The sequence below is a fragment of the Fulvivirga lutimaris genome, from assembly GCF_009711525.1.
Classification (GTDB): domain Bacteria; phylum Bacteroidota; class Bacteroidia; order Cytophagales; family Cyclobacteriaceae; genus Fulvivirga; species Fulvivirga lutimaris.
This window is the reverse complement of record NZ_SMLV01000413.1, coordinates 13666-37964: the sequence shown is the minus strand read 5'-3', so window position 1 is coordinate 37964 and position 24299 is coordinate 13666. Positions and strand designations below refer to the sequence as shown.

Genomic DNA, 24299 nt, shown 5'->3' with positions numbered 1-24299 from the left:
GAGTTGGCCTTTACTTTTATATACTTTATCAACTTTATCTATACATAACAGACTTAATAGCATCCATAGTTCTTTTAACATTTGGAAGAATGGCATCTATTAAAGTCGGAGCATATGGTAATGGAACATCCATACTATTCACCCTGTGAACTGGTGCATCTAAATAATCGAATGCAAACTTTTGGATATGGTAAGTGATTTCTGAGCTTATAGCAGCTAAAGGCCAAGCCTCTTCAATCACAACTATTCTGTTGGTCTTTTTTACTGAGTTTACAACAGTAGCATAGTCTATAGGTCTTACTGACCTTAAATCAATTACTTCACATGAAATACCTTCTTTGGCAGCTTCATCAGCGGCCTCATATACGGTCTTCATCATTTTACCAAAAGACACCAAAGTCACATCAGTTCCTTCGCGCTTAACTTCTGCCACACCTATAGGTATCAAATATTCACCTTCAGGCACCTCACCTTTATCTCCATACATCAATTCTGACTCCATGAATATGGTAGGATCATTATCCCTGATTGACGATTTTAAAAGGCCTTTAGCATCATATGGGTTAGAGGGAACAACCACCTTCAATCCTGGAGTGTTAGCAAACCAGTTCTCAAAGTTTTGAGAGTGCTGTGAGCTCAACATACCAGCATTACCAGTAGGACCTCTAAATACAATAGGTACACTAAACTGACCACCAGACATAGACATCATTTTGGCAGCTGCGTTTATTACCTGGTCTATAGCTACTAGAGAGAAATTGAATGTCATGAACTCTATGATAGGTCTGAGCCCGTTCATAGCAGCACCTACACCAACGCCAGCAAAGCCAAGTTCGGCAATTGGAGTATCTATCACTCTTTCAGGACCAAACTCATCAAGCATACCCTGGCTTACTTTATAAGCACCATTATATTCGGCAACTTCTTCTCCCATAAGGAAGACCTTTTCATCCCTGCGCATCTCTTCGCTCATTGCCTCGCCTAGTGCTTCTCTAAACTGTATTTCTCTCATTGATTATGGATTAAATAATTGGAGCGTAAAAATAGCACTAGAGCTTTTAATCACAAAATTCCAGTACTACTAAAATCAGATAATAAAAAAACCCTGACGGTATCGTCAGGGTTTTAAAATATTGTTTTATCTAAAGATTATTTCAGAGCGTTTCTGAAACCTTCGTTAGAAGCATATTTAGCAAATTCTAAGTCTTCTAAAGCGTCACCTTTTAATGAAGGAGTAGCTTTAACAGCGTTAGCTAAGTTTTCGATAACATCAGCATCTTTACCTAATCTAGCACTTGCAATTGCAGCACCATAATAAGCGATACCCATGTTGCTGTCCTTAGAAGCAGCCTCTTTGAAAGAAGTCATTGCGTTTTGGTAGTCTTTGTTCAATACTTGAGCAAGACCTTTGTTGAACAAGTTAACTGCAGTATTCTCAGCACCTGAAGTAGAACTTACAGCTGCAGGGTACTTAGCAATCATGATTTCAACAGCACCTTTAACACCGTTAACACCTTGAGCCATTTCGCTTGATCCACCAGAAGCTTTAGTTAAATGCTCGTATGCTTTGTAAGCGTTACCGTTCATTAAAGCAACAGAGGCTAAGTTAGCGTGTACTTCAGGAGCAGCATTTTTGTTCGCAGCAATTTCTAATTGAGCTTGAGCTTTAGCACCAGCTGAAGCATCACCTTCTATAGCCATAGCTACGTAAACAGCACCTAAGTTGTTATGAGCAACCCAGCTTCCAGATTTCTTAGTAGCAGCAAGGTAGATACTTTCTTTTTCTTTAAGAGAAGGAGTTAAAGTAGCAGAGTACAATAATTCTTCTTCAGATAGTGTATCAGCAGATACAGTTCCACCAGCAATGCCTTTTGACAATACTGATATCTCAGCATCAGTTTTCTTTTCTTTTACTGTTAAGATTTCAGTCTTAGCAGTTCTCAACTTAGGATAAAGTTCTCTTAATACTTTATTGTAGTTAGGTAACTTGTGTAGTTGATCTTCTTTTTCTTCGAAAGAACCCGCACCGTTTACTACATCAAGGTAAGCAGACTTAGCTTCAGAATCGATACCTTCATATAGAGCTAAAGAATCTTTGAAAGCTTTCCAATCTTGAACAACATCCTTAGTAATAAATTCAATTGAATCAGCCATGCCTTTATAGTCATACTTCTTCATTTGCTTTTTGTAGTAATTAGCAATTGCAGTAGCTCTGTCTTTAGCTAATTTATCATTGATTCTTTCAGCACCTTCAGGAGAGTGAGTACCAGTGATAGTCACTGTTCTTGTTACATTTTTCTCTGCAACGAAAGCGTTGAATTTTTTACCTCTCTTAGAAGTTTGTTCAGAATACTTCAATACAGATCTTCCTTGATCGAAGAAGAAATCTACTTTAGTTGGGATCAACTCTTCTTGGTTATTGTAACCGTGGTTTGCGTAAGCAGCAAAATAAACAGGCTGAACTAACTTAGAAGTAGTGATTACACCAGGAGCAACTGGGAGTCTTGCAGACTCTTTAGTTTTTCCGTTTTTAGGATCAGATGCAACGCCTTGAACCTCTAGATTTCCACTTTTCATAGCAGGAGAATAAGCCATTGTGTAAGTCTTAGAAGCTTTTGGTTGTTGAGAATCCGCATTTGGATAATCTTCAGCTTTGAAGACCATTGGTTCTAATGCTGACTCACTGTCTCCATACTTGTAAAAAGTGTTAAGGGTGTATACTTTTCCTTTTTTAAGCATTTTAACAGGCAAATTGGCCGACATTTCAAATGAAACTGTATCAGCGTGAACCTCTAAAGGGTTAGGAGTAACCGTTAAGTTTTGGTCCTGCGCAAGCTTCACCATTTGATTGAGGGCACAGCCTGAGAAGGTCAGTACACCAAAAAAAGCTATAGCGTAGAATAATTTTCTCATTGGATTTTAGATTTTAATGTCTTGGTTGAATAAGGTGTAAAATTATTATTATATAATATTTCATGCAATAATAGTTAAAAAAAATAAGAATCAACCACGTGAAGTGATATTGTGAGGCATATATTTGTGAAGCCACATATTTATCGATAAGTAACATGATAACTAGGTTAAAGCGTATATTCAGTTACTTTTTGTACATTTATAGCATTAAAATAAGTTATGAAAAAAGTACAGCATTTTTTTGAAAAATACGCGTTTGGTGTTTGCACCAGATTGGGAGAAAAATTAGGCCTTGCGACTACAAGTATCAGGATGTTTTTCATCTATGCTTCCTTTCTAACTTTCGGGTCACCGGTAATAATTTACCTTGCATTGGCTTTTGTGATTAATATCAGAAAGCATTTGCGCAGAAGAAACAATTCAGTGTGGTATTATTAACGCGGTAAGTCGGTATACTTTCTTATACCTCGCACGAAGTAGTGGTAAACAATAGAACGCTTGTAAATAGGTGGAGCAGCTCCTCCAACCACTCTTTTCTTTATTTTTAGTCTTTTTTTGTAGTTCTCAGGTAAGTCAAATAGAAAGTGGATATGTGCTCTTAAAACTGCTAATCCATCCGCCAGACTATCAAAAATCATAAATTTAAAAGCAGCTATTAAATCCAACACTAATCTTATTGGAAACTTGATAAATAGCTCCCAGGTTTTGTAGTTCTTATACAACAGAGCCAGGCCATTTCTAAAGTTGAGATATGTTTTTCTCGGATTTGACTTGTGTAATGTGCCCCCTCCAACATGATAAACAGTACTTTGACCATTATACATAACTTTTAGTCCAGCATTGTTTAGCCTCCAGCACAAATCTATCTCCTCCATATGTGCAAAAAAGTCCTCGTCTAGTTTTTGATTATCATAGTATGCGCTAGATCTAAGAAAGATACAAGCCCCTGATGCCCAGAAGATTCTATGGGTATCGTCAAACTGGCCACGATCTTCTTCAAGGGTTAAAAATAATCTTCCTCTACAAAACGGGTAGCCAAGAGTGTCAATAAAACCACCTCCTGCACCCGCATATTCAAATTTATCTTTGTTTTTATAGTCTAAAATTTTGGGCTGTACAGCGGCTATTGATGGATCATGATCCATCATTTCAATCACAGGACCTGTCCAATTTGGTGTTACCTCAACATCAGAATTAAGAAGTACAAAGTATTCAGCTTTTATCTGATCCAGACCTAAGTTGTAGCCTCTGCTATAACCACCATTCTCATCTAAGACAACAAGATTAACTTCGGGGTAGTCGGCTTTAAGAAAGTCTAAGGAGTCATCTGTTGATAAATTATCAATAACCCAAACACTACCTTTAGGACTGTGTTTGATGACAGAGGGTAAAAATTTCTCTAGATGTTTCTTACCATTATAATTGAGTATGGCAACAGCAACTTTATCCATTAAAACATGCCGCCAAGATCAAGACCTGGAATATTTGGAAGCATTCCGTCAGTCGCCTTTTTTATATGTTCTTTAGCCATTACCTCAACTTCTGCATTGGCTTTATTGATAGCCGCAATAATAAGATCCTGAAGCATTTCTTTGTCTTCAGGCTTTAACAATAAAGGATCAATATCAATTTTTATTACCTCTTTCTTACCATTGACAGTGGCATTTACCATACCTCCACCTGCATCAGCAGTGGCCTTGATATTTACTAAACTATCTTGGGCTTCTTTGATTTTGGCTTGCACCTCTTTCATTTTGCCCATCATTTTCATCATATCAAACATAGATCGAATGTTTTTAACCGGGTTGCAAAACTACCCTAAACCTTCAAGAAATGCATTCAGAAAAGAAATAAAAGAAGTTAAATAATATTAGTTACCTTCTTAACAATAGGAAAGATCCATTCCTCTTAATCTCCCTGCCTGCTAAATCGGTTATTTCAAGATTGAAAATATAAGTGCCTTCGCCTTGAGGTTTTGAGTTGTATTGACCATCCCATCCATTCGCGGGGTCATTCGAAGTAAAAATCATTTCACCCCACCTATTAAAAATTTGTAAGGAATAATTGGTAATAAACTGTCCCGTTACAGTGAAAGTGTCATTTGTGCCATTGCCATCAGGGGTGAAGGCTGTTGGGTAATGAATATTATTTGACTTAATAAGGGTAATGAGGTTTGAAGCAGATGATGGTAATGAACCATCATTAGGGTTGGTAATCACTTTATATGATATAATCTGCTGACTGTTATTATTGTCTACTTGTGTAAATTCTGAGACCCCTGAAGTATTGCTTCCTACAGCAGTGCCTTGATAAAACTTTTGAATGGTATAATTATTTACTCCATAAAAGTATCCTTCATAGTCATCCCAATCCAGCGTTACGGTGTTGTCAGGTTGTATCGAGCCTTGAAGTAAAATAGAGCAGGCTACAGTACCATCAGAATTTGAATTACCACATTCGTCAGTAATACCTATGGTGTAACATGATGAAGTCTCATTGCCATTTGCAATAGAGTCTGTATATGAAAAAGTGGTTGTAGAACCTATGCCAGTTCCATTTTTAGTGATGCTGTAACTGCCTCCAACTATTCCGTTAGGCTCCTGCCACTCAAGAGAAATGCTTCCGTCATCATTAACTGAAATAGCGATATTGTCCACCGCATTAGGAGTTAGAGTGCTTGTAGCTACACCACACTGCTCATTAGATTTTGATATACCACCATTATAATTAGCAGTTAGAAAATAACAATATTCTGTGTTGCAGGTAAGACTTTGATCACTGTAGAACCTGTCACTTGCTTGAGCTAACTGAAAGGGGTTGGTGGTGGAACTGCCTGTATTGTTGATTATTTTTCTTGCGATATTAAAGTCACCAGAAGGTGAACTGGTTGTCCAAAGGATATCATTGGAGCCATCCTGTATGGTCAATGATAAATCAATACTACAAATGGTATTGGAATAGGTTGATGTATTGGTACATAAATCTAAAGACGCAATTCTAAAGCAATAATAGCCGGGTGATAAACTCAGGTTTCTTATGGTGTCTCTCGAACTATTGTTGTCTAATTGTTTTAGAAAGTTGAAACTTCCTGTGCCATTGGGTTGAACCTCTAGCCTATAGAAAATATCATCTTCAAGATCATATCTAAGTTCTAAAGACGATTCATCCAAAACATTTAATTCAGTAATTAAAGCTACTGGAAGTGTTATTTGAGGAGAAAATGAGTCAGTAGCAACTGCACAATTGTCAAGCGCATTCGTGTCAACACCCTGAACACTTACAGTACGCGTGTTACTGTCTATGTAGGTGTGTTGTGTGTTTGCAGAGTTTATAGGTACATTCTGCTGTGTTCCATCTCCAAAATCAATCTGATAGGTATCGTATTGGCTGTCGGTTACATCAACTTGTACTGTATTACTTGAGCAGGCGTATAAATCAAAGTCTGGAGCTACTTTATCTGTAATTGATATATCGATAAAATCTGAAGGAGTTGGGTTAGGGAAAATTACCTGTAATCTATAATCTCCTGGCTCCGTGTAAGTGTGGGTAAAAGTGTCACCAGCACCGTCTCCGAAAGCTATGTCGCAAGTACAGGAAATACAGTCGCATGACGGTTCAGTAATACAGATTTCAACGGTTAACCCCGCACAGCCCTTAACCTGACTTACACTAAATCTGCCACCATTACTTGAATAAGGAAACCCAGCACATTGTCCAAATGAATTGATAGGCGCTAGGGCTACCACTAAAAAAACTGTTAGGTATCGTAAATAGCGGTTCAAATGTGGTTTAATTGGCTTTTAAAAAATCTATAGCTGCATCTATGTCTTTATATAGAACACGATCTTCCTCAATAAACGGCACTACTTCCCTAAAATTGCTTATCAAATCCTCAAGTATAGTTGAAGTTTTTAATGGCCTTCTAAAGCTAATGGCCTGAGAAGCAGTTATTAACTCAATGCCTAAGATAGCGTACAGATTTTGAATAACCTTATAACTTTTTATTGCTGCATTAGCACCCATGCTTACATGATCCTCCTGTCCATTAGATGATACAATGGAATCGGATGACGCAGGCGTACAATATTGTTTATTCTGGCTCACTAGCGAGGCAGCAGTATACTGAGGTATCATCAAGCCAGAGTTTATACCCGGATTGGCTACAAGGTAATTTGGTAATTCGCGACTACCTGAAATTAATTGATATGTTCGTCTTTCTGAGATATTTCCAAGTTCAGCTAAGGCAAGGGTTAAAAAGTCAAGCGATAATGCTAATGGCTGCCCGTGGAAGTTGCCTGCAGAAATGATTTCATCATCATCAGGAAATACATTAGGATTATCAGTAACGCCATTAATTTCCACCTTAAAGACTTGCTGCACATAGTTAATGGCTTCAAAACTTGCACCATGTACTTGTGGGATGCACCTGAAAGAATATGGATCCTGAACATGCTTTTTAGGCTGCTTTATAATCTCACTGCTCTCGAGAATGCTACTGATCTCATTAGCAACATGTAGCTGTCCTTTATGTGGGCGAATTTCATGAACTTTTGCTTTGAAAGGCTCGATTCGGCCATCAAAAGCATCTATTGATAATGCACCAATCTTGTTGGCCCAATTGAATAATTTAGAAGCATGAATTGAGGCATACAATCCATAAGCACTCATTAGTTGTGTGCCATTGAGTAAAGCAAGTCCTTCTTTGGCCCTGAACTTTATCGAATCCCAACCCATAAGTGCGTTGAGCTCACTTCCTGAGTACCGTTTACCTTTATAGCTTACTTCACCATGCCCAATTAAAGGAAGACAAAGATGTGCCAGTGGAGCAAGATCACCTGAAGCACCCAGCGACCCCATTTCATAAACTATGGGATAGATTCCTTCATTGAAGAAATCAACTAATCTATTGACAGTATCAAGCTGAACACCTGAATAGCCATAGGCTAATGATTGTATTTTAAGAATCAGCATTAACCTCACCACTTCTTCGGGCACTTCATTGCCAGTACCACAGGCATGTGACATCACGAGGTTTTCCTGGAGCTTAGTAAGGTCAGCTTTTGAAATATTTTTATTGTATAAGCTTCCGAAACCAGTATTTACACCATAAACAGGCTCTGAAGAAGTTTCAATTTTTTGATCTAAATAGGCTCTGCACTTCTGCATCCTTGCTTCAGCATCTGCAGATAATTTCAATTTGTATTGACCTGCTGCTATTTCAAATGCCTCTTCTAAGGTTAGTTCTGCTGCTGATATTTCATGCACTTTTACCTCCATTACTGACCTGTGATTTTCGTGATGATTTGTTGAATACTCAACTTTTCTTGCTGACCATCAGCCATATTTTTTAAACTTAATAGTCCTGAATTCATTTCCTCAGAACCTATGGTGATAGTATACGGAATACCCTTTTTGTCAGCATAGCCGAACTGTTTTTTTAGCTTAGCCTGATCTGGGTAGATTTCACTTTTAATACCTGCATCTCTTAGTGCCTTAAGTATTGATAAACCATAGCGCTGTGTTTGTTCATCGAAATGTGTAATCAGAACTTCTGTGAAGTTTAGCATTACTTCTTCGAAAAGGTTTAACTCTTCAAGGCAATCATAAATACGATCAATCCCGAATGAGAAACCAACTCCAGATGTTCCAGAAAGCCCGAAAACACCCGTGAGGTTATCATACCTGCCTCCACCACTCACGCTTCCAATAGATACATTATTGACCTTTACTTCGAAAATCGCACCCGTATAGTAGGAGAGTCCTCTGGCCAAAGTTGTGTCTAATTCAATGTTTTTATCTGTAAATCCAAAACTGTCCAGATGAGCATTAATTTGCTGAAGTTCTTCGATACCCTTTTTGCCAGATTCACTATTATTCAAGTGCTGCGTTAATTGCTCAATCTTTTGCTCAAAGCTACCTTCAATGGAAAGCAATGGCTTTAGTGCATCTACAGAACTTTGATCGAGGCCACGCTGTAATAATTCTTCGCAAACCTTTTCAAGACCTATTTTATCCAATTTGTCAATGGCCACAAATAGATCAGAGGCTTTGTCTTCTGCCCCTATGGCTTCAGCCATGCCGGTAAGTATAGCTCGATGGTTAATTTTTATTGAATAATCTGTGAATTTGAGTTGCTCAAATACCTCAGTAATCATTAACACTATTTCCGCCTCACATATTAATGAATCAGTGCCTACAACATCGGCATCGCATTGATAAAACTCTCTATACCTACCTCTTTGTGGTCTATCGGCACGCCATACCGGCTGTATTTGATATCTCTTGAACGGAAAAGTAATATCATTCTGGTTCATGACTACATACCTGGCAAAAGGAACCGTAAGATCGTATTTGAGGCCTTTTTCAGAAACTTTGCTGAGCATGCTTTTTGACCCACTCTCAAAATCGGTTACTGAGCTTTTTGAGAGAAAATCTCCGCTATTTAAAACCTTAAAAAGCAACTGATCTCCCTCATCACCATACTTTCCTGTAAGTGTTGACAGGTTCTCCATGGCAGGTGTTTCTAATGGCATGAAACCAAATTTTTGGAATACCTTTTTAATTGTATCCAGGATATAATTTCTGCGGGCCATTTGTAACGGACCAAAATCACGCATTCCTTTTGGTAAGCTCGGTTTTTGACTCATGGCGGCAAATCTACAAAAAAGGGGATAAACGTTCTTTTGACATCAAGAATATATGTCTATAATTTCGATTATAATATTTCTTAATATCAATAAATGTATTAGCTTTGCAGCCTGTTTTGACAAAAAATATACTGAAATGGCAGTTACCAGATTAAAGAGAAAAGCTAAAAGAAATAAAGTAAGGTCTAAGACAAGACTAGCAGAAATTCAGAGATTGAACTCAAGACCTGTTATAAAAAGTGTTGATGTAGAGGCTATCAAAGAAGAATTTGCCAAGGGAGGTGCTAAAAAAGCTACTCCAAAGAAAGAGGAAGCTGCGCCTAAAGCAGAAAAGAAAGAGGCTGCTCCTAAAGCAGAGAAAAAGGAAGCTGCACCTAAGGCAGAAAAGAAAGCTGCTGCACCTAAAGCAGAGAAAAAAGAAGCTGCACCTAAAGCTGAAAAGAAAAAGGCTGCACCTAAGAAGAAAGCTGAGGATAAATAATTATCCTTTAATGATATATAAGTCCTGCTTCGATTTTATCGAGGCAGGATTTTTTATGCCCTTCCTCCAAGTTCTATTACCTGTAGGTTCTTGATGCTCTTACCTTCGACATCGAATCTTACTAGTGTTTTTGTTTTATGAAAGCCCTGAATACCTGCTGCTCCGGGGTTAATATGCAGTAATCCATTTTTACTATCTCTCATGATTTTAAGGATATGACTGTGGCCACAAATAAACAGGTCAGGTACCTTATCTTTTAATACTTCCTTGGTTCTCTTATTGTACTTTGGTGGATAGCCACCAATATGAGTTATCCAGACAGTGAGCCCTTCACATTGGAACCAAAGGTCTTCAACAGTTGCAGCTCTAAGAATATGACCATCGATATTACCAAATACAGCTCTTGTTGGTTTAAACTTCTCTAGCTTCTCAAGTACATCCAGAGTGCCAATATCTCCTGCATGCCATATTTCATCACATTCCTTAAAATACTCAAATACTTTAGCATCCAGATGTCCATGAGTGTCTGATATAAGACCTATCTTCATTTATGATTTAGATTATTTTTTCTGCTCCTTAATGATTTTGTAAATTTATCATTTAAAAATAAAGCTATGGCATTGACTTCTTCAACCATGATGCCCTTGGGTACCGTGGCTCCACCATTTCAATTATTAGATGTTGTTTCAGAGCGTACTTATTCTTTGGATGATCTAAAGTCAGATAAGGCTACCGTAATGATGTTTATTTGTAACCACTGTCCATATGTTAAACATGTACAAACAGAGTTGGTTAAAATGGCTGAGGATTATATTCCTGAGGGAGTGAAGTTTATTGCCATATCATCTAATGATGTAGAAAACTACCCAGAAGATTCACCAGAGTTAATGCGAGAAGAAGCTAAAAAGTGGGGTTATCCATTTCCTTATTTATATGATGAGACCCAAATAGTAGCCAAAGCTTATGATGCCGCCTGTACACCAGATTTTTACATTTTTGATAGTGGTATGAAACTGATTTACCGTGGGCAGCTAGATGACAGTCGCCCAGGAAATGAGAAACCATTGACTGGTAAGGACTTAAGAGGAGCTTTAGATGATTATTTAAAAGGCAACCCAATTACTGAAGACCAAATCCCAAGTCAGGGCTGTAATATTAAATGGAGGGATTAAAAAAAGCCCCGCCTGAATGACAGGACTTTTTTTAGAATGTACTTTCCTAATACTTAGCAGCTTTTCCTTTAGCGGCAGTATTTTTTATAAATTCTCTTAAGTCATCATTCGACTTTTTAAGATCTTCTTTTCTCAAATACATCATATGTCCACTTCTATAGCCTTTGAAACTAAAACGGTCCTGCATTTTGCCACTGGGGTCAATTTGCCACATGGTATATTTTGAGGCGAAATAAGTGCAAGCACCATCATAATAGCCTGTCTGGAATAATACATTTAAGTAAGGATTCTCAGCCATGGCTTGTCTCAAACCTTCTCGCACATTGTTGTTGCTATCATCCCAAGGGTGCACTGGGCCGAACATATTGTACTTAATATCAGTTTTAAACTTCAAATGTTCTCTAACATAGTAGTTTATGGCTGGTGTAAATGAATGCAACCAACTTGTCAATTCTGCGCTATAGTCTGGTCTGCTGCCACTTTCAACTTTATCAATACCTAAATATCTTGAGTCAAGGCGACCAATGGTTTGACCAGTTTTGTCTCTCAATAGATCTTTCCAGAAAAAACTGGTTGGCACATCAAGATTGTTTTGAAGGATTGATTTTTCAGATAGGCCTGTGTAGTAGGACATTCTCTTTGCTACCTGAGTTTTTTCTTCATCACTGATAAATCCACCGCGTGATAGTGCAGGCATCAGTTCATCTAAGGCAAATTTTTCTGCTTCAGGCAGCACGTCTAAAAGGTCTTTGCTTTGAAGCTCGCTTGGTAGCATTTTATGATACCAGGCTGCTGCTGTGTAGTATGGCATATTTAGTCCCGAAGAAACTGGTACATCAGAATCAAATACTTTATAATCAGCCGGTGAAACCATGATTACTCCATTTAGGTACATCCATTGTCTTTCCTGAAGCTCCAGAGCAAGTCCTGATACTCTTGTGCCACCATAGCTCTCACCAATGATGTATTTAGGAGAAGTCCATCTTTCATGTCGGGTTACGAATGTGTTGATCCATTCTGCCAAATATTTAATATCAGCATTGATACCAAAGAATTTTTCTTTGTCTACTTCCTTTCCTGTAGCAGGGATTGTTCTTGAATAGCCTGTATTGGCCGGGTTAACAAATACAATATCGGCCACATCCAGAACAGAATAGGGATTATCATGAACACCATAAGGCTGTACAGGGTATCCTTCATCATCGATGTTCAACACTTTAGGCCCAGTGTAGGCTACGTGCATCCAAACTGAAGCAGAGCCAGGACCACCATTAAAAGAGATTAGTAATGGTCTGTTGGCAGAATTTCCAACATCGGTTCTTTTGTAATAAGTATAGAATAGGGCCGCACTTGGCTCACCCATTTCATCCCAAACAGGCTGTGTGCCTGTGGTTGCAGAGTAAGTTATTTTCTGTCCGTTAATGGTCGAGGTATGGTTGGTAATAACCATAGTATCGACAGGTATTTCCCTCTTTTGAGCTATCACCGCCAGTGTTAGCAGCAAAAGAAAGTTAAGAGATAATAGTTTTTTCATTGTTTAGGTTTTTAATAGATAAGGATTGATTCACTGTCCATTAAATATATAGAGATGCCTTATTATAAAACACCTTCTTTCCTCAAACGGTCTTTATGGTTTTGTAACGGGGTGCCAGATCTAGTGCTTTCTGGTATGTTAACTAATCACAAGATCATATTTACCTAGCAAACCCGATAATCCCTGCGATGAAAATTGGGCTTTTTTAAGTTGATTTAGCTCAGGATCAATTCTAAAGTTTTCAGCTTCTCTCAGATCAGCCTTTGACAGGTTGGTCCGCTCAAATACTGCATTAAGCGCATTGCTATTTATGAATGAAGAATTTGTCAAATCACAATCTGTAAAATCAACTTCAACTAAGGATGATTCTTTAAACACAGTATTGGTTGCACGGACATTAAAGAAAGAAGCGTGATCTAGAATACAAGTTTCAAAGCTTACCTCAAAACCAAATTTATTGCAATGATCAAACCTCAAGCCCAGCATTTTACAACCTGAGAACCTGATGTTTTGCAATTTGGCATCTGAGATGTTAGCCATGCTAAGGTTACAATCAATAAACTCACATTCCGTAAAGTTAATATGAGCGAGGTCAGCTTTTTCCAGGTTACAGGACTTGAATGTGCAATCCTCATATGTGCCTTTTTCAAGGGGCTTTGTACTAAGGTCAAGCTTGTCAAATACCTCTTCGCTTTGATATACTTCGCTCATCACTTTGACTTTTCTGTTTTGTGTATATTAAATGTTGTCCCCGACAGCACCATATTTATAAAATTATAAATGGGTTCATGGTTATTGTAAATGTATGTGGCATAATGCTCATGGCCACCACCTGTAAATGTTGTAAGGTGGTAGGAACCTCCAATTTTTCTCATTTGCTCAGCAATGGAATGTGAACCAAATAGCATAAGCCAGCCAGTGGCGTTGGGCTCACAGTAGTGATGTGCAGCATTGGCATAAGGCACAAGTTTATCCTTATCTCCATGATAAACCATTGTTGGAATATTATTCTCTTTCGAGATAAGATTTAAATCCATAATAGCTCCAGCCGCTGAAATAATGCCTTTGTACTTAAAATCAGGAGAAAGCTTATGGTCAAATAAACGCATCACTTTTCTATCCCAGTAGGCTGCGTGCAGCACCGTTTCAGCACCTGCACTGCTACCGGTAAGAAACACATTGTTTTCATCAAAGCCATATTGCTCTTTATTGGCTAACAGATAAGCAGTTGCCGCCCAGACCTGATTACCAGCTATTTGTATCGCTTTCACTTTTTCGCTGGTTATACCATCGCAGCTAAAGCTTTTGTCTTTCATATAAAGGGTGTAGCTTATAGATGCCACTGCTATATTTCTCTTGTTTAAGTAAGCTGCTAATTTATGGCTCTCGGTTCTCTCTCCTCCTGCAAAACCACCCCCATGTACGTAGACCATAAGTGGTACTTTTCCGTTCAATTCGCCTTTGGGTAAAAAGAGGTCAAGTTCGAGTTTGTAGTCGTCATTATCGAGATAGGTGAGGGTTTTAAAATCTTGTGCCAGCAGATTGTTGGCAGATATGATTATAAAAGAAAGCAGGGCAAGCATGAATTTCATTTGTAAAGGGCTTTTATGAGTAATTAAAAGTAGAAATTTTAGTGTGTAATAATATTACCGTTCAGATATTAATGATTCATTTTTAATGGAATATCCATTAAGTTAGACATCTCATAAAAGAAAAAATAGTCATTATGAAATCTAAAACTATGATTGCTGCCTATTTAATTATGGCCTTGTTTTTTTCGGCATGTCAAAACAATGAGTCTGCTTCTGAGGAAGTGGTGGATACTAATGAAGCTGATGAAACTGCAGTAGAGGATACTGAAGCGGCTGAATTAAATATTCCTGAAGGCTTTATACTTACTGATTTTGCTGAAGTAGAAAATGCTCGTTCACTGGCACTGAGCCCTTCAGGAACTGTGTTTGTGGGTACACGTACCTTGGGTAGTGTCTTTGCATTAAAGGATACGGATGGCGATGGCAAAGCAGATCAGAAATATGAGCTAGCCAAAGATCTGAATAGCCCTAATGGTGTGGCTTTTAAAGATGGTGATCTTTATGTTGCTGAAATAAACAGAATTTTAAAATTTACAGATATTGAAGCCAATTTGGCTTCCCCGCCTGCATTTGAGGTGGTATATGATAAATATCCTACCGAAGGGCATCATGGATGGAAATACATTGCTTTTGGTCCTGATGGGAAGCTTTATGTGCCAGTAGGGGCACCTTGTAACATCTGCGAGAGTGATGAAATATATGCTTCTATAACAAGGATTAATACTGATGGTACAGGATTGGAAATAGTTGCCAGCGGTGTTAGAAATACAGTAGGTTTTGACTGGAATCCAGAGACAGGAGAGTTGTGGTTTACAGATAACGGCCGCGATATGCTGGGTGATGATATTCCTCCTTGTGAGTTAAATAAAATCACTGAAAAGGGACAGCACTTTGGTTATCCCTATTGTCATGGTGGCACTATAGCAGACCCAGAATTTGGTGATAAAAGAGACTGCAGTGAGTTTGTGCAACCCATGTTTAATTATAATGCGCACACGGCTCCTTTGGGTATGAAATTCTACGAAGGCAGCATGTTTCCTGAAGAGTACAAAGGCGATATTTTTGTGGCGCAGCATGGCAGCTGGAACAGGTCCTCAAAGATCGGTTATAGAATTATGCGCATGATTGTTGAGAACAATCAGATTACCAAAGGCGAGGTGTTTATTGATGGCTGGCTTAATGAAAGTAACCAATATGTTAGTGGCCGACCTGTTGATGTGTTAGAGATGGCTGATGGTTCCATGTTGATCAGTGATGACTTTGCAGGTAAGGTGTATAGGTTGACTTATAACTAAGTTTCAATTGATGGTAGATAAGATTCCGGCTCAAGGCCGGAATGACAAAAGACTGCCTATTTAAGGGTGTCATTGCAAACTTGATCCTGCCTTTGTCGGCAGACAGGCCAGAATCTATTTTTACTCTTCCCGTTTGCAAAATATCTTCCATAAGGGATAGCTAAAGGTTTCCTTTTTATCAACCCATTCTCCAAGCCAATCAAAGCCCTTATTACTCATATTAAAGAATGTGATCCGGTAATAGCCTGGTGTGCCGTTTGGGGCATTTTGCTCTTTATATAAGATAATTTTGTCATCGATTCTACTACCTTCCCATACTGGTAACTTGGAAGGGGCTCCCGATGTGGCATAATAATGAACATACCATTTGGCACTATCCGCATTATACTGCCTGATACTACCTGAATGAGTACCATCTTTTTTGTTCGTAATATCTTGCACAGCCATACCATCCATGATGTACCTAAACTCCCATGTCATGGCCACTGTGTCTCCCCAGGTGGTTTGATCTATACGGGCTAACGATTTACAATGGCACTTACCAATCATTTCTTTATAATCAGTTAACTCTTTGGGAGCTTCCGGATTGGGTAAACCGAAAGGGTTTTGAGCGCTTGGAGCATATTTATAGTCCTGAGCAAAACCGCTGAAACCTAGCAGTACTAAAAGTATTGTTGTTATCTTTTTCATGATGCTAACTAGTTGAAAATGAATCGATATGACAACGAACTTGCAGTGAACGAATGGAATCTTGCAGCTACATGGAGTGAGTTTATTGGAAAAACGAATTGGGAGGCTGGCAACAAAGGTATTTTCTCATGCCTAACGCTGATCAAATTAACAGTTAAAAAAACTCATGACTTAATTAAGTCATGAGTTTTTCATTTTGGCGTTTAACTTTTAATTAAGGGATACCGCTTATTTTGTTCTTGAAATTAACTCTTTACCCGATTAGGAAGACTTTGACTTTGTATTCTACAGGAACCTCCTTCATAGTATTGCTCAATACAAAGACAGGTTTTTTATAAGGCCATTCGGTGCCAAAACCTTTTACAATTTCAAAAGTAACTCTGCCCATAACCAATGCATCAATATTGGCAGTAAAGGACTCATAACCCGAATCAATCTGATTGATCTCAGGAATGGCATCAAGGAATGCCAGGCTATCGTTTTTTCCGGCTATATAGCCATCAAGGCTGGTAGCAATAAATACACTGTTTTTCTAGTTCATTTTAGTTAAATGTTAGTATTCATCTTCCTCCTCCCAAGCCCCATCTAAAAATAAGCTGTCATACTTTTTATCAAATAAACCAAGCATAATAGTGCTATCTGAGTTGCTTATTATCATCCAAGATCCACCGTTTATTGCGATTTCAAAAGTTTGCTGATTTTGAGTAATTTGACCTTTGGCTTGACAAGGTAAATGAGAAAAAAGGTAGTGCCATTGGTGACCATCGATGAGTTGAGCTGACTGAATAATTGATTTTACTTGTTCTTTATTCAATGACCAATCAACGCACATCAAGGTGTCATTTGCTGAAGAAGGGTAATCGGAAGTATTGATTAATGATATGACCGTAAAGTCTACCAAAGTGTCGAATCGTGAAGGTTTCGTTAAGGTGTTAATTTTAGCTGATTGTATTGCTTGATTTTTTACTTCTTCATTTGGATTTGTTTTACACGAAAATAATACCAAAGTATAGAATGTTGGGATAACTAGAAGGAAGTGATATTTCATTTAATGAGGTAATCTAATTAGTTCCTTGGAAGTTTTTAAATATTGATTGCCCTTGTTCTTATTTTCTTGTAGTCTACTAGTATTAGAACAAACAATTCTAAAATAAAGGATATAGAAAGAAATCCATTAAAGGGTTTTACATTGCTCCAATCACTAAACAAAAGCACTATTGTACCACCAATGAAAATCAAGAAATGAAAAATTAAACCAAATATTCTAAGGACTTTAAATTTTGAGTTAAAATTTTCCCTTATTTCTAAAATCGCCTCTTTAAAAAGATAGTAGATGTACAACAGTGATAGACAGTCCATAATTATGTTTACAACATAGATCTGTGTATTGCCTTCCTCCAAATGCGAGCCAATGATATCACTCAATTTATAAAGGATAAATAAGGCAACACAAAATCTTAAATATGGTACTACTTTCATTTAATTCTATTTTTATTTCCTGATGTAATATCAACCTCTTTTATGCCTTTGTTGGTCTTTTGACCAACAGATTATGGAAACTAACCACGTTGGTGATAATACCATTAGGGAAAATTTAAGTTGTTACTTCCTCTTTGCCTTAAATGTGCCATTGGGTTGTATTACCAATACTTCATCAATAGACTTATCGTCAGATTCTAAAAACTCTACTTTAAAGCCCTCAAGTGTTTTAAATGAAAACTTATGTTTAGCCGTAGGCAGCAGTTCATATTCAGGTTGGCCAGTCACAAAAAGATAAAGTGTGTTTTCATTTTTAATATAAACCTTCAGTGCAAGTCCTGATAATTCGTAATCACCAACATAACTTTCTAATGTAGATTTGTCAACATCTATCAAATTTGGTGTGTGGCTAAACTCAATGGGGTGATCTAGTGCCCCTTCAACTTTCATTTTTACAAGAGAAATATCACCTGCATCATTGGTGCTAAAATTTAAGCGTAAGGGGCCTGTATCTGTAGTATCAATACCAGCTTCTGTAACTTCAAATGGCTCAAAAACATCATAGTGGACATGTTTTAAATACCATTGCGTTAATTTGAAATTTGCAAACAATGAATCATTCCTGTTGATAATGTTAAACTCTCCATATCCAGGATTGGAATACTTTCCGGTATAGTCCTGTAAAATATGGGATGGTTTTGTATTAGCTACTTTGTTAGAATTTGATTCAGACTTTGCTTCATCTTGCTGTTTTTTAGCTTTTTCTTTTCTATCAGTAAACTCTTTAGCCCAATCAGTTTTCGTAACACTCAACATGCGGTCTGCCATCATATTTCTTACAAAACCTGGAACTGATGAACCGTTTTGATTTGTAAGGACTACAATGCCAATACTATCACTAGGATAAAACGCAACATTAGCAGAGAATCCATCAATATTTCCACCATGCTCAACACGATAGTGACCTTTGTACGATGACATCATCCAACCATATCCATAGTTAGCTAAGTGCAAGTCAGGAAATTCATCTCCAGGAAGATTTGGCCCAATCACCATATGGGAGCTCATGGCTTCATTAACATAACTTGCGGGTAAAATCTCTTCGCCTTTGAATTTCCCATTGTTGATCCAAGTGATTAACCAATTAGACATCTCATTAACACTACTGTTGATACTGCCTGCGGGACTCATTGCCGCGATGTGATAATAATCTGTTTTTGTTATTACTTCATCTTCTCCTTTCAAATCATAACCAATAGCTGCATTTGTGGTTTTTTCCATCTCATCAATGGATACATTTGATCGCGTCATTCCCAAGGGTTTAAAGAAACGCTCTCTAATATTGTCTTCCCAGCTTTTTCCGGTTATACGCTCGGCAATTACACCTTGAGCCAGAAACATAAAATTATTGTAGTACCATTTCTCCCTTACCCCTGTAAAGGGTTCCTGATATTGAATTCGATGAATTAGACTGTCTTTATCATCAGTTGGGAAAAGATACCACGAGAAGTCATGGCGTGGCAAGCCAGTACGGTGGCTCATCAAATCTTTTATGATGATATTATCATTCATCTCATCATTGTAAAACTTCAATTCAGGGATGTATTTAATAGGGCTGTCATCAAAAGATAGCTTATCTTCTTGTCGCAATTGACCAAGAATAGCGCAGGTAAAAGCTTTTGTACTTGAGCCTATTGCAAACAAGGTATTGCGGTCGACTGGCACCTTATTTTCATAATCGCTATATCCAAAACCTTTTGCATATACGATCTTTTTACCTTGAACTACTGCCACAGCAAAGCCCGGGGCCTTAGTAACTTCTAATATGGCATTTAGGTCTTTTTCAATTCCTTTTAGCCGTTTGTCTTGTTGAGCATAGGTCGATATTGAGATAAATACGAAAAGAGCAAGGAGTATTTTTTTCATGTTGGTAGGGTTTAGGAATGTAAGTAATTACATTTCTCAAACAATACCAACTGCGGATTAATGATACTATAGATAAATCACCCCAAAACCACCTCATGCTCCCCATGCCACTTTTCTAATCTAGTGTTCATCATGCTGAACCAGAGCGGAGGTACAAGTGCAATCAGTATCATGGTTGAATAACCTGCGGGCAATTGCGGGCTTTCATCATAATGATCCAACACCTGATAGCGTTTGATAGCATTGGCATGATGGTCTGAATGACGCTGTAATTGGAAAAGAAAAAAGTTACTTACGACATGGCTTGAATTCCACGAATGTATAGGTGTGACACGTTCAAATCTGCCAGGGCTTATCTCTTTACGTTGTATGCCATAATGCTCTACATAATTTACAAGTTCTAATAGTGTAAAAGCCAAAACGCTTTGCGTAAAAAAGAAGATGGCTACTGACCACAGTATGGTACCGGCCATTATGCTAAAAGCAGCTGTAAGTGCTGCTCCAAATAGTATTGGAAGCAGGGTAAACCAAATCATGTCATTGCCTAAACTAAATGCTGATTTACCTTTTCTTCTTAATCTTTCATTTTCTAAATGCCATGAGTGCTTGTAGCCCATAAATACTGATCGCACCCAAAACGCATAAAAGTTTTCATTTTTTCTGGAGGTAGCAGGATCAGCCTGGGTGGCCACTTGTACATGGTGACCACGATTATGCTCAATATAGAAGTGCATATAACAAACAGTCATTAACAATAACTTACTGTAAAACCGCTCTAATTCATCTTTTTTATGACCTAGCTCATGGGCCACCGTTATGCCTATACCACCTGTTACTACAGCAAAACCCAAAGTAAAACCAATCAATTCTGTCCAGCTAGTAAAGGTGCCGGAGGCAATAGCATAGCAGCCCCAAATCACAAAGCCGAATTGGAATATGGCCCATATATAGGTGATGAAGCGATAATAGAGTTCATTAGAAATTAGAGGCGCTTTTTCTTTAGGCACATTGGTGGTGTCAATGCCAAACAATTGATCAATGATTGGAAGTATAACGAATGCATGAGCTACCGCCATGAAGTTCCACCAGCCACCTAAATAATATCCAGTGATAACCAGTGCAGGGAAAATAAACGCACTAAAAAATCCTAATTTCTTAAATACACTCATGGATATAAAAATAGCATATTTAGCAATCTTATTCCACCGTTTGCATGGCCTTATTTTCGTATTTAATGATGATTTTACGTAAGTTCGACATCTCTAAACCTAACCATTATGAAAAAACTCTCTGTACTAATTTTAAGCATTCTGACAATAACTGTTTGTGCCCAGGATAAATGGGATGTTGCTAACCCCAAAGGTGACTGGGGCTTTAAAGAAATGCCACTGTCTACGGATGAAGGCACCTGGATGAACCTGGATGTGAGTCCTGACGGATCGAAAATAGTATTCGATTTATTAGGTGACATCTATATCATGCCATCAACAGGAGGTAAAGCTACTGCCCTGCGCTCAGGATTACCTTTTGAAGTGCAGCCAAGATTTAGCCCTGACGGCAAGCAAATATCGTTTACCAGTGATGCTGGTGGAGGAGATAACATCTGGGTGATGAATGTAGATGGCAGTGATTCTAAGCAAATCACTAAGGAAGATTTTAGATTGTTGAACAATGCAGTTTGGACTGCTGACGGTCAATATCTAATAGCCAGAAAGCATTTTACGTCAGGCAGAAGCTTAGGTGCAGGAGAGATGTGGATGTACCATAAAACCGGTGGAAGCGGTTTGCAAATAGTAAAGAAAAGAAACGACCAACAGGATATTAATGAGCCTTTCATCTCTAGCGATGGCAAATATTTATACTACTGTGAAGATGTTTATCCTGGTGGCTATTTTCAATATAACAAGGATCCTAACAGCCAGATATACAGAGTAAGGCAGTATGATTTTAAAACAGGAGAGACAGTAACTGTCTCAGGTGGTCCTGGTAGTGCATCAAGGCCCACTGTATCTCACAACAATCAATACCTTGCTTTCATAAAAAGAGTGAGAACTAAGACTGTGCTTTATGTGCAAAACCTAAAAACAGGAGAGGAATGGCCACTCTACGATCAGCTAAATAAAGATCAGCATGAGGCTTGGGCGATATTTGGCACCTATCCAAATTTTGCATGGAGTCCTGATGATCAGTTTATCTACATCTGGGCAGGGGGTAAAATTCAGAAGGTGAATGTGAATAACCAAACGGCTACTAATATTCCTTTTCAGGTAGAAAACAACATTAAGATAGCCGAGGCACTAAGGTTTAAAAGAGACATCAACCCTGATCAGTTTGATGTAAAAGTGATCAGTAATGCAATAACATCCCCAGATGGTAAAACGTTGGTTTTTAATGCATTAGGCTCGCTTTATAAAAAGTCATTACCGAATGGTTCGCCTGTTAGGCTTACCAATTCCGCAGATATGGAGTCGGAGCCGTCATTTACACCAGATGGAAATTCTATCGTTTATGTGACTTGGGATGACGAAAATATGGGCGCAGTATATAAACTTTCATTATCTGGTAGAAAAGCTGCACCGGTTAAACTAACTACTGAAAAAGGGATTTATAGAACCCCGTCAGTATCACCAAATGGAAATATGGTGGTATATGTTAAAGAATCTGGAAGTAGCCAACTGGGTGGTACTTTTGATAAAAAGCCAGGCATCTATAAAATGTCTATCAATGGAGGTGCTGCCACTAGAGTAGTAGAAGATGGTGAGTATCCAATGTTTAATAAAACAAGTGATAGAATATTCTATCAAACGGGTGGATACTTCTTTGGTAATCTGACTAAAGAATTGAAAAGTGTCAATCTAGAAGGTAATGATGAAAGAACTCATGTGGAGTCTAAATATGCCAATCGTATTGTGCCAAGCCCTGACAATAATTGGGTGGCCTTCATCAACTTGCACAAGGCCTATATAGCGCCTTTACCAAAAACAGGTCAGTCAGTAAATATTGATCCTAACAGCAAATTTGTGCCAGTTACTCAGATTACAAGAGATGCAGGTATCAATCTGCATTGGTCGGCAGACAGCAAGAAAATTCACTGGACGCTGGGCGAGGAGTATTTTACCAATGATATTAAAGAGCGTTTTACATTTTTAGAGGGCTCTCCCGATAGCATTCCACCAATTGATACCGTAGGTCTGAGAGTAGGGTTAACTGCTAAAACTTATAGAGCTGAAGGTACAGTGGTTTTCAAAGGCGCGAGAATTATTACCATGGAAGGTGATGAAGTGATTGAAGACGGAACCATTGTAGTGAAGAATAATAAGATTGAGGCCATTGGCAAGTCAACGGATGTTACCGTTCCTTCTGGCGCCAAAGTTTATGATGTGGCTGGTAAAACCATCATGCCAGGTATTATTGATGTTCATGCTCATGTGAGCGCTTTTGGTTATGGTATTATGCCTAAAAAGCATTGGCCATTATATGCTAATCTTGCTTTTGGTGTTACTACCTCGCACGATCCATCTGCCAACACAGAGACTGTATTTGGGATGTCTGAATTGATCAAATCAGGGAGAATGCATGGCCCTAGATTATTCTCCACAGGTATTATACTTTATGGTGCGGATGGAGACTTTAAAGCTAAGGTGAATAGTCTGGAAGATGCAAGATCAGCATTGAGAAGAACCAAGGCCTTTGGAGCATTTTCTGTGAAGAGTTACAATCAGCCAAGAAGGGAACAAAGACAGCAGGTGATACAGGCCGCCAGAGAATTAGAAATGTTAGTAGTGCCAGAAGGTGGCTCAACTTTCTACCATAACATGACCATGGTAATGGATGGACACACAGGCGTTGAACACAACATACCCGTTGCACCAGTTTATAGTGATATCCTAAACTTCTGGGGAGCAAGTAAAACAGGCTATACGCCAACCCTTATTGTTAATTATGCAGGAATGAGTGGAGAGTATTACTTCTACCAAAAAACCAATGTTTGGGAAAATGAGAAGTTGTTGAAATATTACCCTAGAGCGATTATAGATTCAAGATCTAGACACAGAACTATGGTGCCTGATGAGGAATATGAAAATGGGCATATTCTTACGTCCAAGACATGTAAAGCGTTGACAGACAAAGGTGTGAAAGTAAACCTTGGTGCTCATGGTCAGCTGCAAGGACTTGGTGCTCACTGGGAGCTTTGGATGCTAAAGCAAGGTGGTATGACTAATATGGAAGCTTTGAGATCAGCTACTATGAATGGGGCGCATTACCTCGGACTTGATGATCAGATAGGTTCATTAAAAGCTGGTAAGCTGGCTGATTTAATTGTGTTGGATAAAAATCCATTGGAAGAAATTACTAATACGCAATCTGTTGTTTATACCATGGTCAATGGCCGTTTGTATGATACTAATACCATGAATGAGATTGGCAATAAGGAAGAGGCTAGAAGTAAATTCTATTGGGAGAACAATAATTACAATCAGTCATTCAACTGGCATGAGATAGGCGAGAGCTTTATGAAAGTTGGGTGTAGTTGTGAGGAAAGCCATTAAGAAGTTGTGAGCTACAAGCC

General features: G+C 38.3%; 22 protein-coding genes. 6 read left to right on the top strand and 16 right to left on the bottom strand.

Annotated features, from left to right (window positions below):
- Nucleotides 1–34 precede the first annotated feature (34 nt).
- Together E1140_RS15625 and E1140_RS15620 are read right to left on the bottom strand one after the other, a co-directional pair.
- Entirely contained in the window at nt 35–1012 is a 978-nt protein-coding gene (locus E1140_RS15625) for a pyruvate dehydrogenase complex E1 component subunit beta (protein WP_155185897.1), read from the bottom strand.
- A 137-nt stretch (nt 1013–1149) separates the two neighbouring features.
- Entirely contained in the window at nt 1150–2913 is a 1764-nt protein-coding gene (locus E1140_RS15620; protein ID WP_155185895.1) for an OmpA family protein, read from the bottom strand.
- Nucleotides 2914–3132: 219 nt separating this feature from the next.
- Between E1140_RS15620 and E1140_RS15615 the strand changes: the two genes are divergently transcribed.
- On the top strand, nt 3133–3351 hold the full coding sequence (locus tag E1140_RS15615) for a PspC domain-containing protein (RefSeq protein WP_155185892.1): 219 nt from the start codon (nt 3133–3135) through the stop codon (nt 3349–3351).
- On the opposite strand, the gene E1140_RS15610 is transcribed toward E1140_RS15615, so the two are convergent.
- From E1140_RS15610 to hisS, 5 genes are all read right to left on the bottom strand, one after another.
- A complete protein-coding gene (locus E1140_RS15610) occupies nt 3348–4364 on the bottom strand; it encodes a glycosyltransferase family 2 protein (RefSeq protein WP_155185889.1) in 1017 nt (338 codons plus the stop codon). The genes E1140_RS15615 and E1140_RS15610 overlap by 4 nt on opposite strands.
- Nucleotides 4364–4696: a YbaB/EbfC family nucleoid-associated protein gene (locus tag E1140_RS15605; protein ID WP_155185886.1), complete on the bottom strand. Its 333-nt coding sequence runs from the start codon at nt 4694–4696 to the stop codon at nt 4364–4366. Before E1140_RS15605 ends, E1140_RS15610 begins: the two co-directional genes overlap by 1 nt.
- 91 nt (nt 4697–4787) lie before the next feature.
- Entirely contained in the window at nt 4788–6695 is a 1908-nt protein-coding gene (locus E1140_RS15600) for a T9SS type B sorting domain-containing protein (RefSeq protein WP_155185883.1), read from the bottom strand.
- Between the two features lie 7 nt (nt 6696–6702).
- The gene (gene hutH / locus E1140_RS15595) at nt 6703–8190 is read right to left on the bottom strand and encodes a histidine ammonia-lyase (protein WP_155185880.1); all 1488 of its coding nucleotides are present in this window, start codon (nt 8188–8190) and stop codon (nt 6703–6705) included.
- A complete protein-coding gene (gene hisS, locus E1140_RS15590) occupies nt 8190–9560 on the bottom strand; it encodes a histidine--tRNA ligase (RefSeq protein WP_155185877.1) in 1371 nt (456 codons plus the stop codon). The genes hutH and hisS overlap by 1 nt, the downstream gene beginning before the upstream one ends.
- A 136-nt stretch (nt 9561–9696) precedes the next feature.
- Between hisS and E1140_RS21570 the strand changes: the two genes are divergently transcribed.
- Complete coding sequence (locus E1140_RS21570; RefSeq protein ID WP_185153627.1) at nt 9697–10041, top strand: hypothetical protein; 345 nt, start codon at nt 9697–9699, stop codon at nt 10039–10041.
- 53 nt (nt 10042–10094) lie between these two features.
- Here E1140_RS21570 and E1140_RS15580 read toward each other — a convergent pair whose 3' ends face one another.
- Nucleotides 10095–10589, bottom strand: a complete 495-nt coding sequence (locus E1140_RS15580; RefSeq protein ID WP_155185874.1) for a metallophosphoesterase family protein — start codon at nt 10587–10589, stop codon at nt 10095–10097.
- Between the two features lie 66 nt (nt 10590–10655).
- Between E1140_RS15580 and E1140_RS15575 the strand changes: the two genes are divergently transcribed.
- Nucleotides 10656–11213 (top strand): thioredoxin family protein, encoded by a 558-nt coding sequence (locus E1140_RS15575; protein WP_155185870.1) that lies wholly within the window; start codon nt 10656–10658, stop codon nt 11211–11213.
- A gap of 46 nt (nt 11214–11259) precedes the next feature.
- Here the strand turns inward: E1140_RS15575 and E1140_RS15570 are convergent, their stop codons facing one another.
- The 3 genes from E1140_RS15570 to E1140_RS15560 all read right to left on the bottom strand — a co-directional run bounded on the left by E1140_RS15570 (nt 11260) and on the right by E1140_RS15560 (nt 14339).
- The gene (locus E1140_RS15570) at nt 11260–12747 is read right to left on the bottom strand and encodes a S10 family peptidase (protein WP_155185867.1); all 1488 of its coding nucleotides are present in this window, start codon (nt 12745–12747) and stop codon (nt 11260–11262) included.
- A gap of 138 nt (nt 12748–12885) precedes the next feature.
- Nucleotides 12886–13458, bottom strand: coding sequence for a pentapeptide repeat-containing protein (locus tag E1140_RS15565; protein WP_155185864.1), 573 nt, complete (start codon nt 13456–13458; stop codon nt 12886–12888).
- Complete coding sequence (locus E1140_RS15560; protein WP_155185861.1) at nt 13458–14339, bottom strand: alpha/beta hydrolase; 882 nt, start codon at nt 14337–14339, stop codon at nt 13458–13460. Before E1140_RS15560 ends, E1140_RS15565 begins: the two co-directional genes overlap by 1 nt.
- A gap of 134 nt (nt 14340–14473) precedes the next feature.
- On the opposite strand from E1140_RS15560, the gene E1140_RS15555 reads away from it, so the two are divergent.
- On the top strand, nt 14474–15634 hold the full coding sequence (locus E1140_RS15555) for a PQQ-dependent sugar dehydrogenase (protein WP_246202967.1): 1161 nt from the start codon (nt 14474–14476) through the stop codon (nt 15632–15634).
- Between the two features lie 120 nt (nt 15635–15754).
- On the opposite strand, the gene E1140_RS15550 is transcribed toward E1140_RS15555, so the two are convergent.
- Nucleotides 15755–16324 (bottom strand): hypothetical protein, encoded by a 570-nt coding sequence (locus tag E1140_RS15550; RefSeq protein ID WP_155185858.1) that lies wholly within the window; start codon nt 16322–16324, stop codon nt 15755–15757.
- Nucleotides 16325–16342: 18 nt separating this feature from the next.
- Here E1140_RS15550 and E1140_RS15545 point away from each other — a divergent pair, with 18 nt between their 5' ends.
- The gene (locus tag E1140_RS15545; protein ID WP_155185855.1) at nt 16343–16510 is read left to right on the top strand and encodes a hypothetical protein; all 168 of its coding nucleotides are present in this window, start codon (nt 16343–16345) and stop codon (nt 16508–16510) included.
- Between the two features lie 367 nt (nt 16511–16877).
- On the opposite strand, the gene E1140_RS15540 is transcribed toward E1140_RS15545, so the two are convergent.
- The 4 genes from E1140_RS15540 to E1140_RS15525 form a co-directional block, all read right to left on the bottom strand.
- Nucleotides 16878–17372 (bottom strand): hypothetical protein, encoded by a 495-nt coding sequence (locus E1140_RS15540; protein ID WP_155185852.1) that lies wholly within the window; start codon nt 17370–17372, stop codon nt 16878–16880.
- A gap of 35 nt (nt 17373–17407) precedes the next feature.
- On the bottom strand, nt 17408–17803 hold the full coding sequence (locus E1140_RS15535; RefSeq protein WP_155185849.1) for a hypothetical protein: 396 nt from the start codon (nt 17801–17803) through the stop codon (nt 17408–17410).
- Between the two features lie 123 nt (nt 17804–17926).
- A complete protein-coding gene (locus E1140_RS15530) occupies nt 17927–19729 on the bottom strand; it encodes a serine hydrolase (RefSeq protein WP_155185846.1) in 1803 nt (600 codons plus the stop codon).
- A 77-nt stretch (nt 19730–19806) separates the two neighbouring features.
- Entirely contained in the window at nt 19807–20898 is a 1092-nt protein-coding gene (locus tag E1140_RS15525) for an alkane 1-monooxygenase (protein ID WP_155185843.1), read from the bottom strand.
- 108 nt (nt 20899–21006) lie between these two features.
- On the opposite strand from E1140_RS15525, the gene E1140_RS15520 reads away from it, so the two are divergent.
- Nucleotides 21007–24279, top strand: a complete 3273-nt coding sequence (locus E1140_RS15520; protein WP_155185839.1) for an amidohydrolase family protein — start codon at nt 21007–21009, stop codon at nt 24277–24279.
- Nucleotides 24280–24299: the final 20 nt, after the last annotated feature.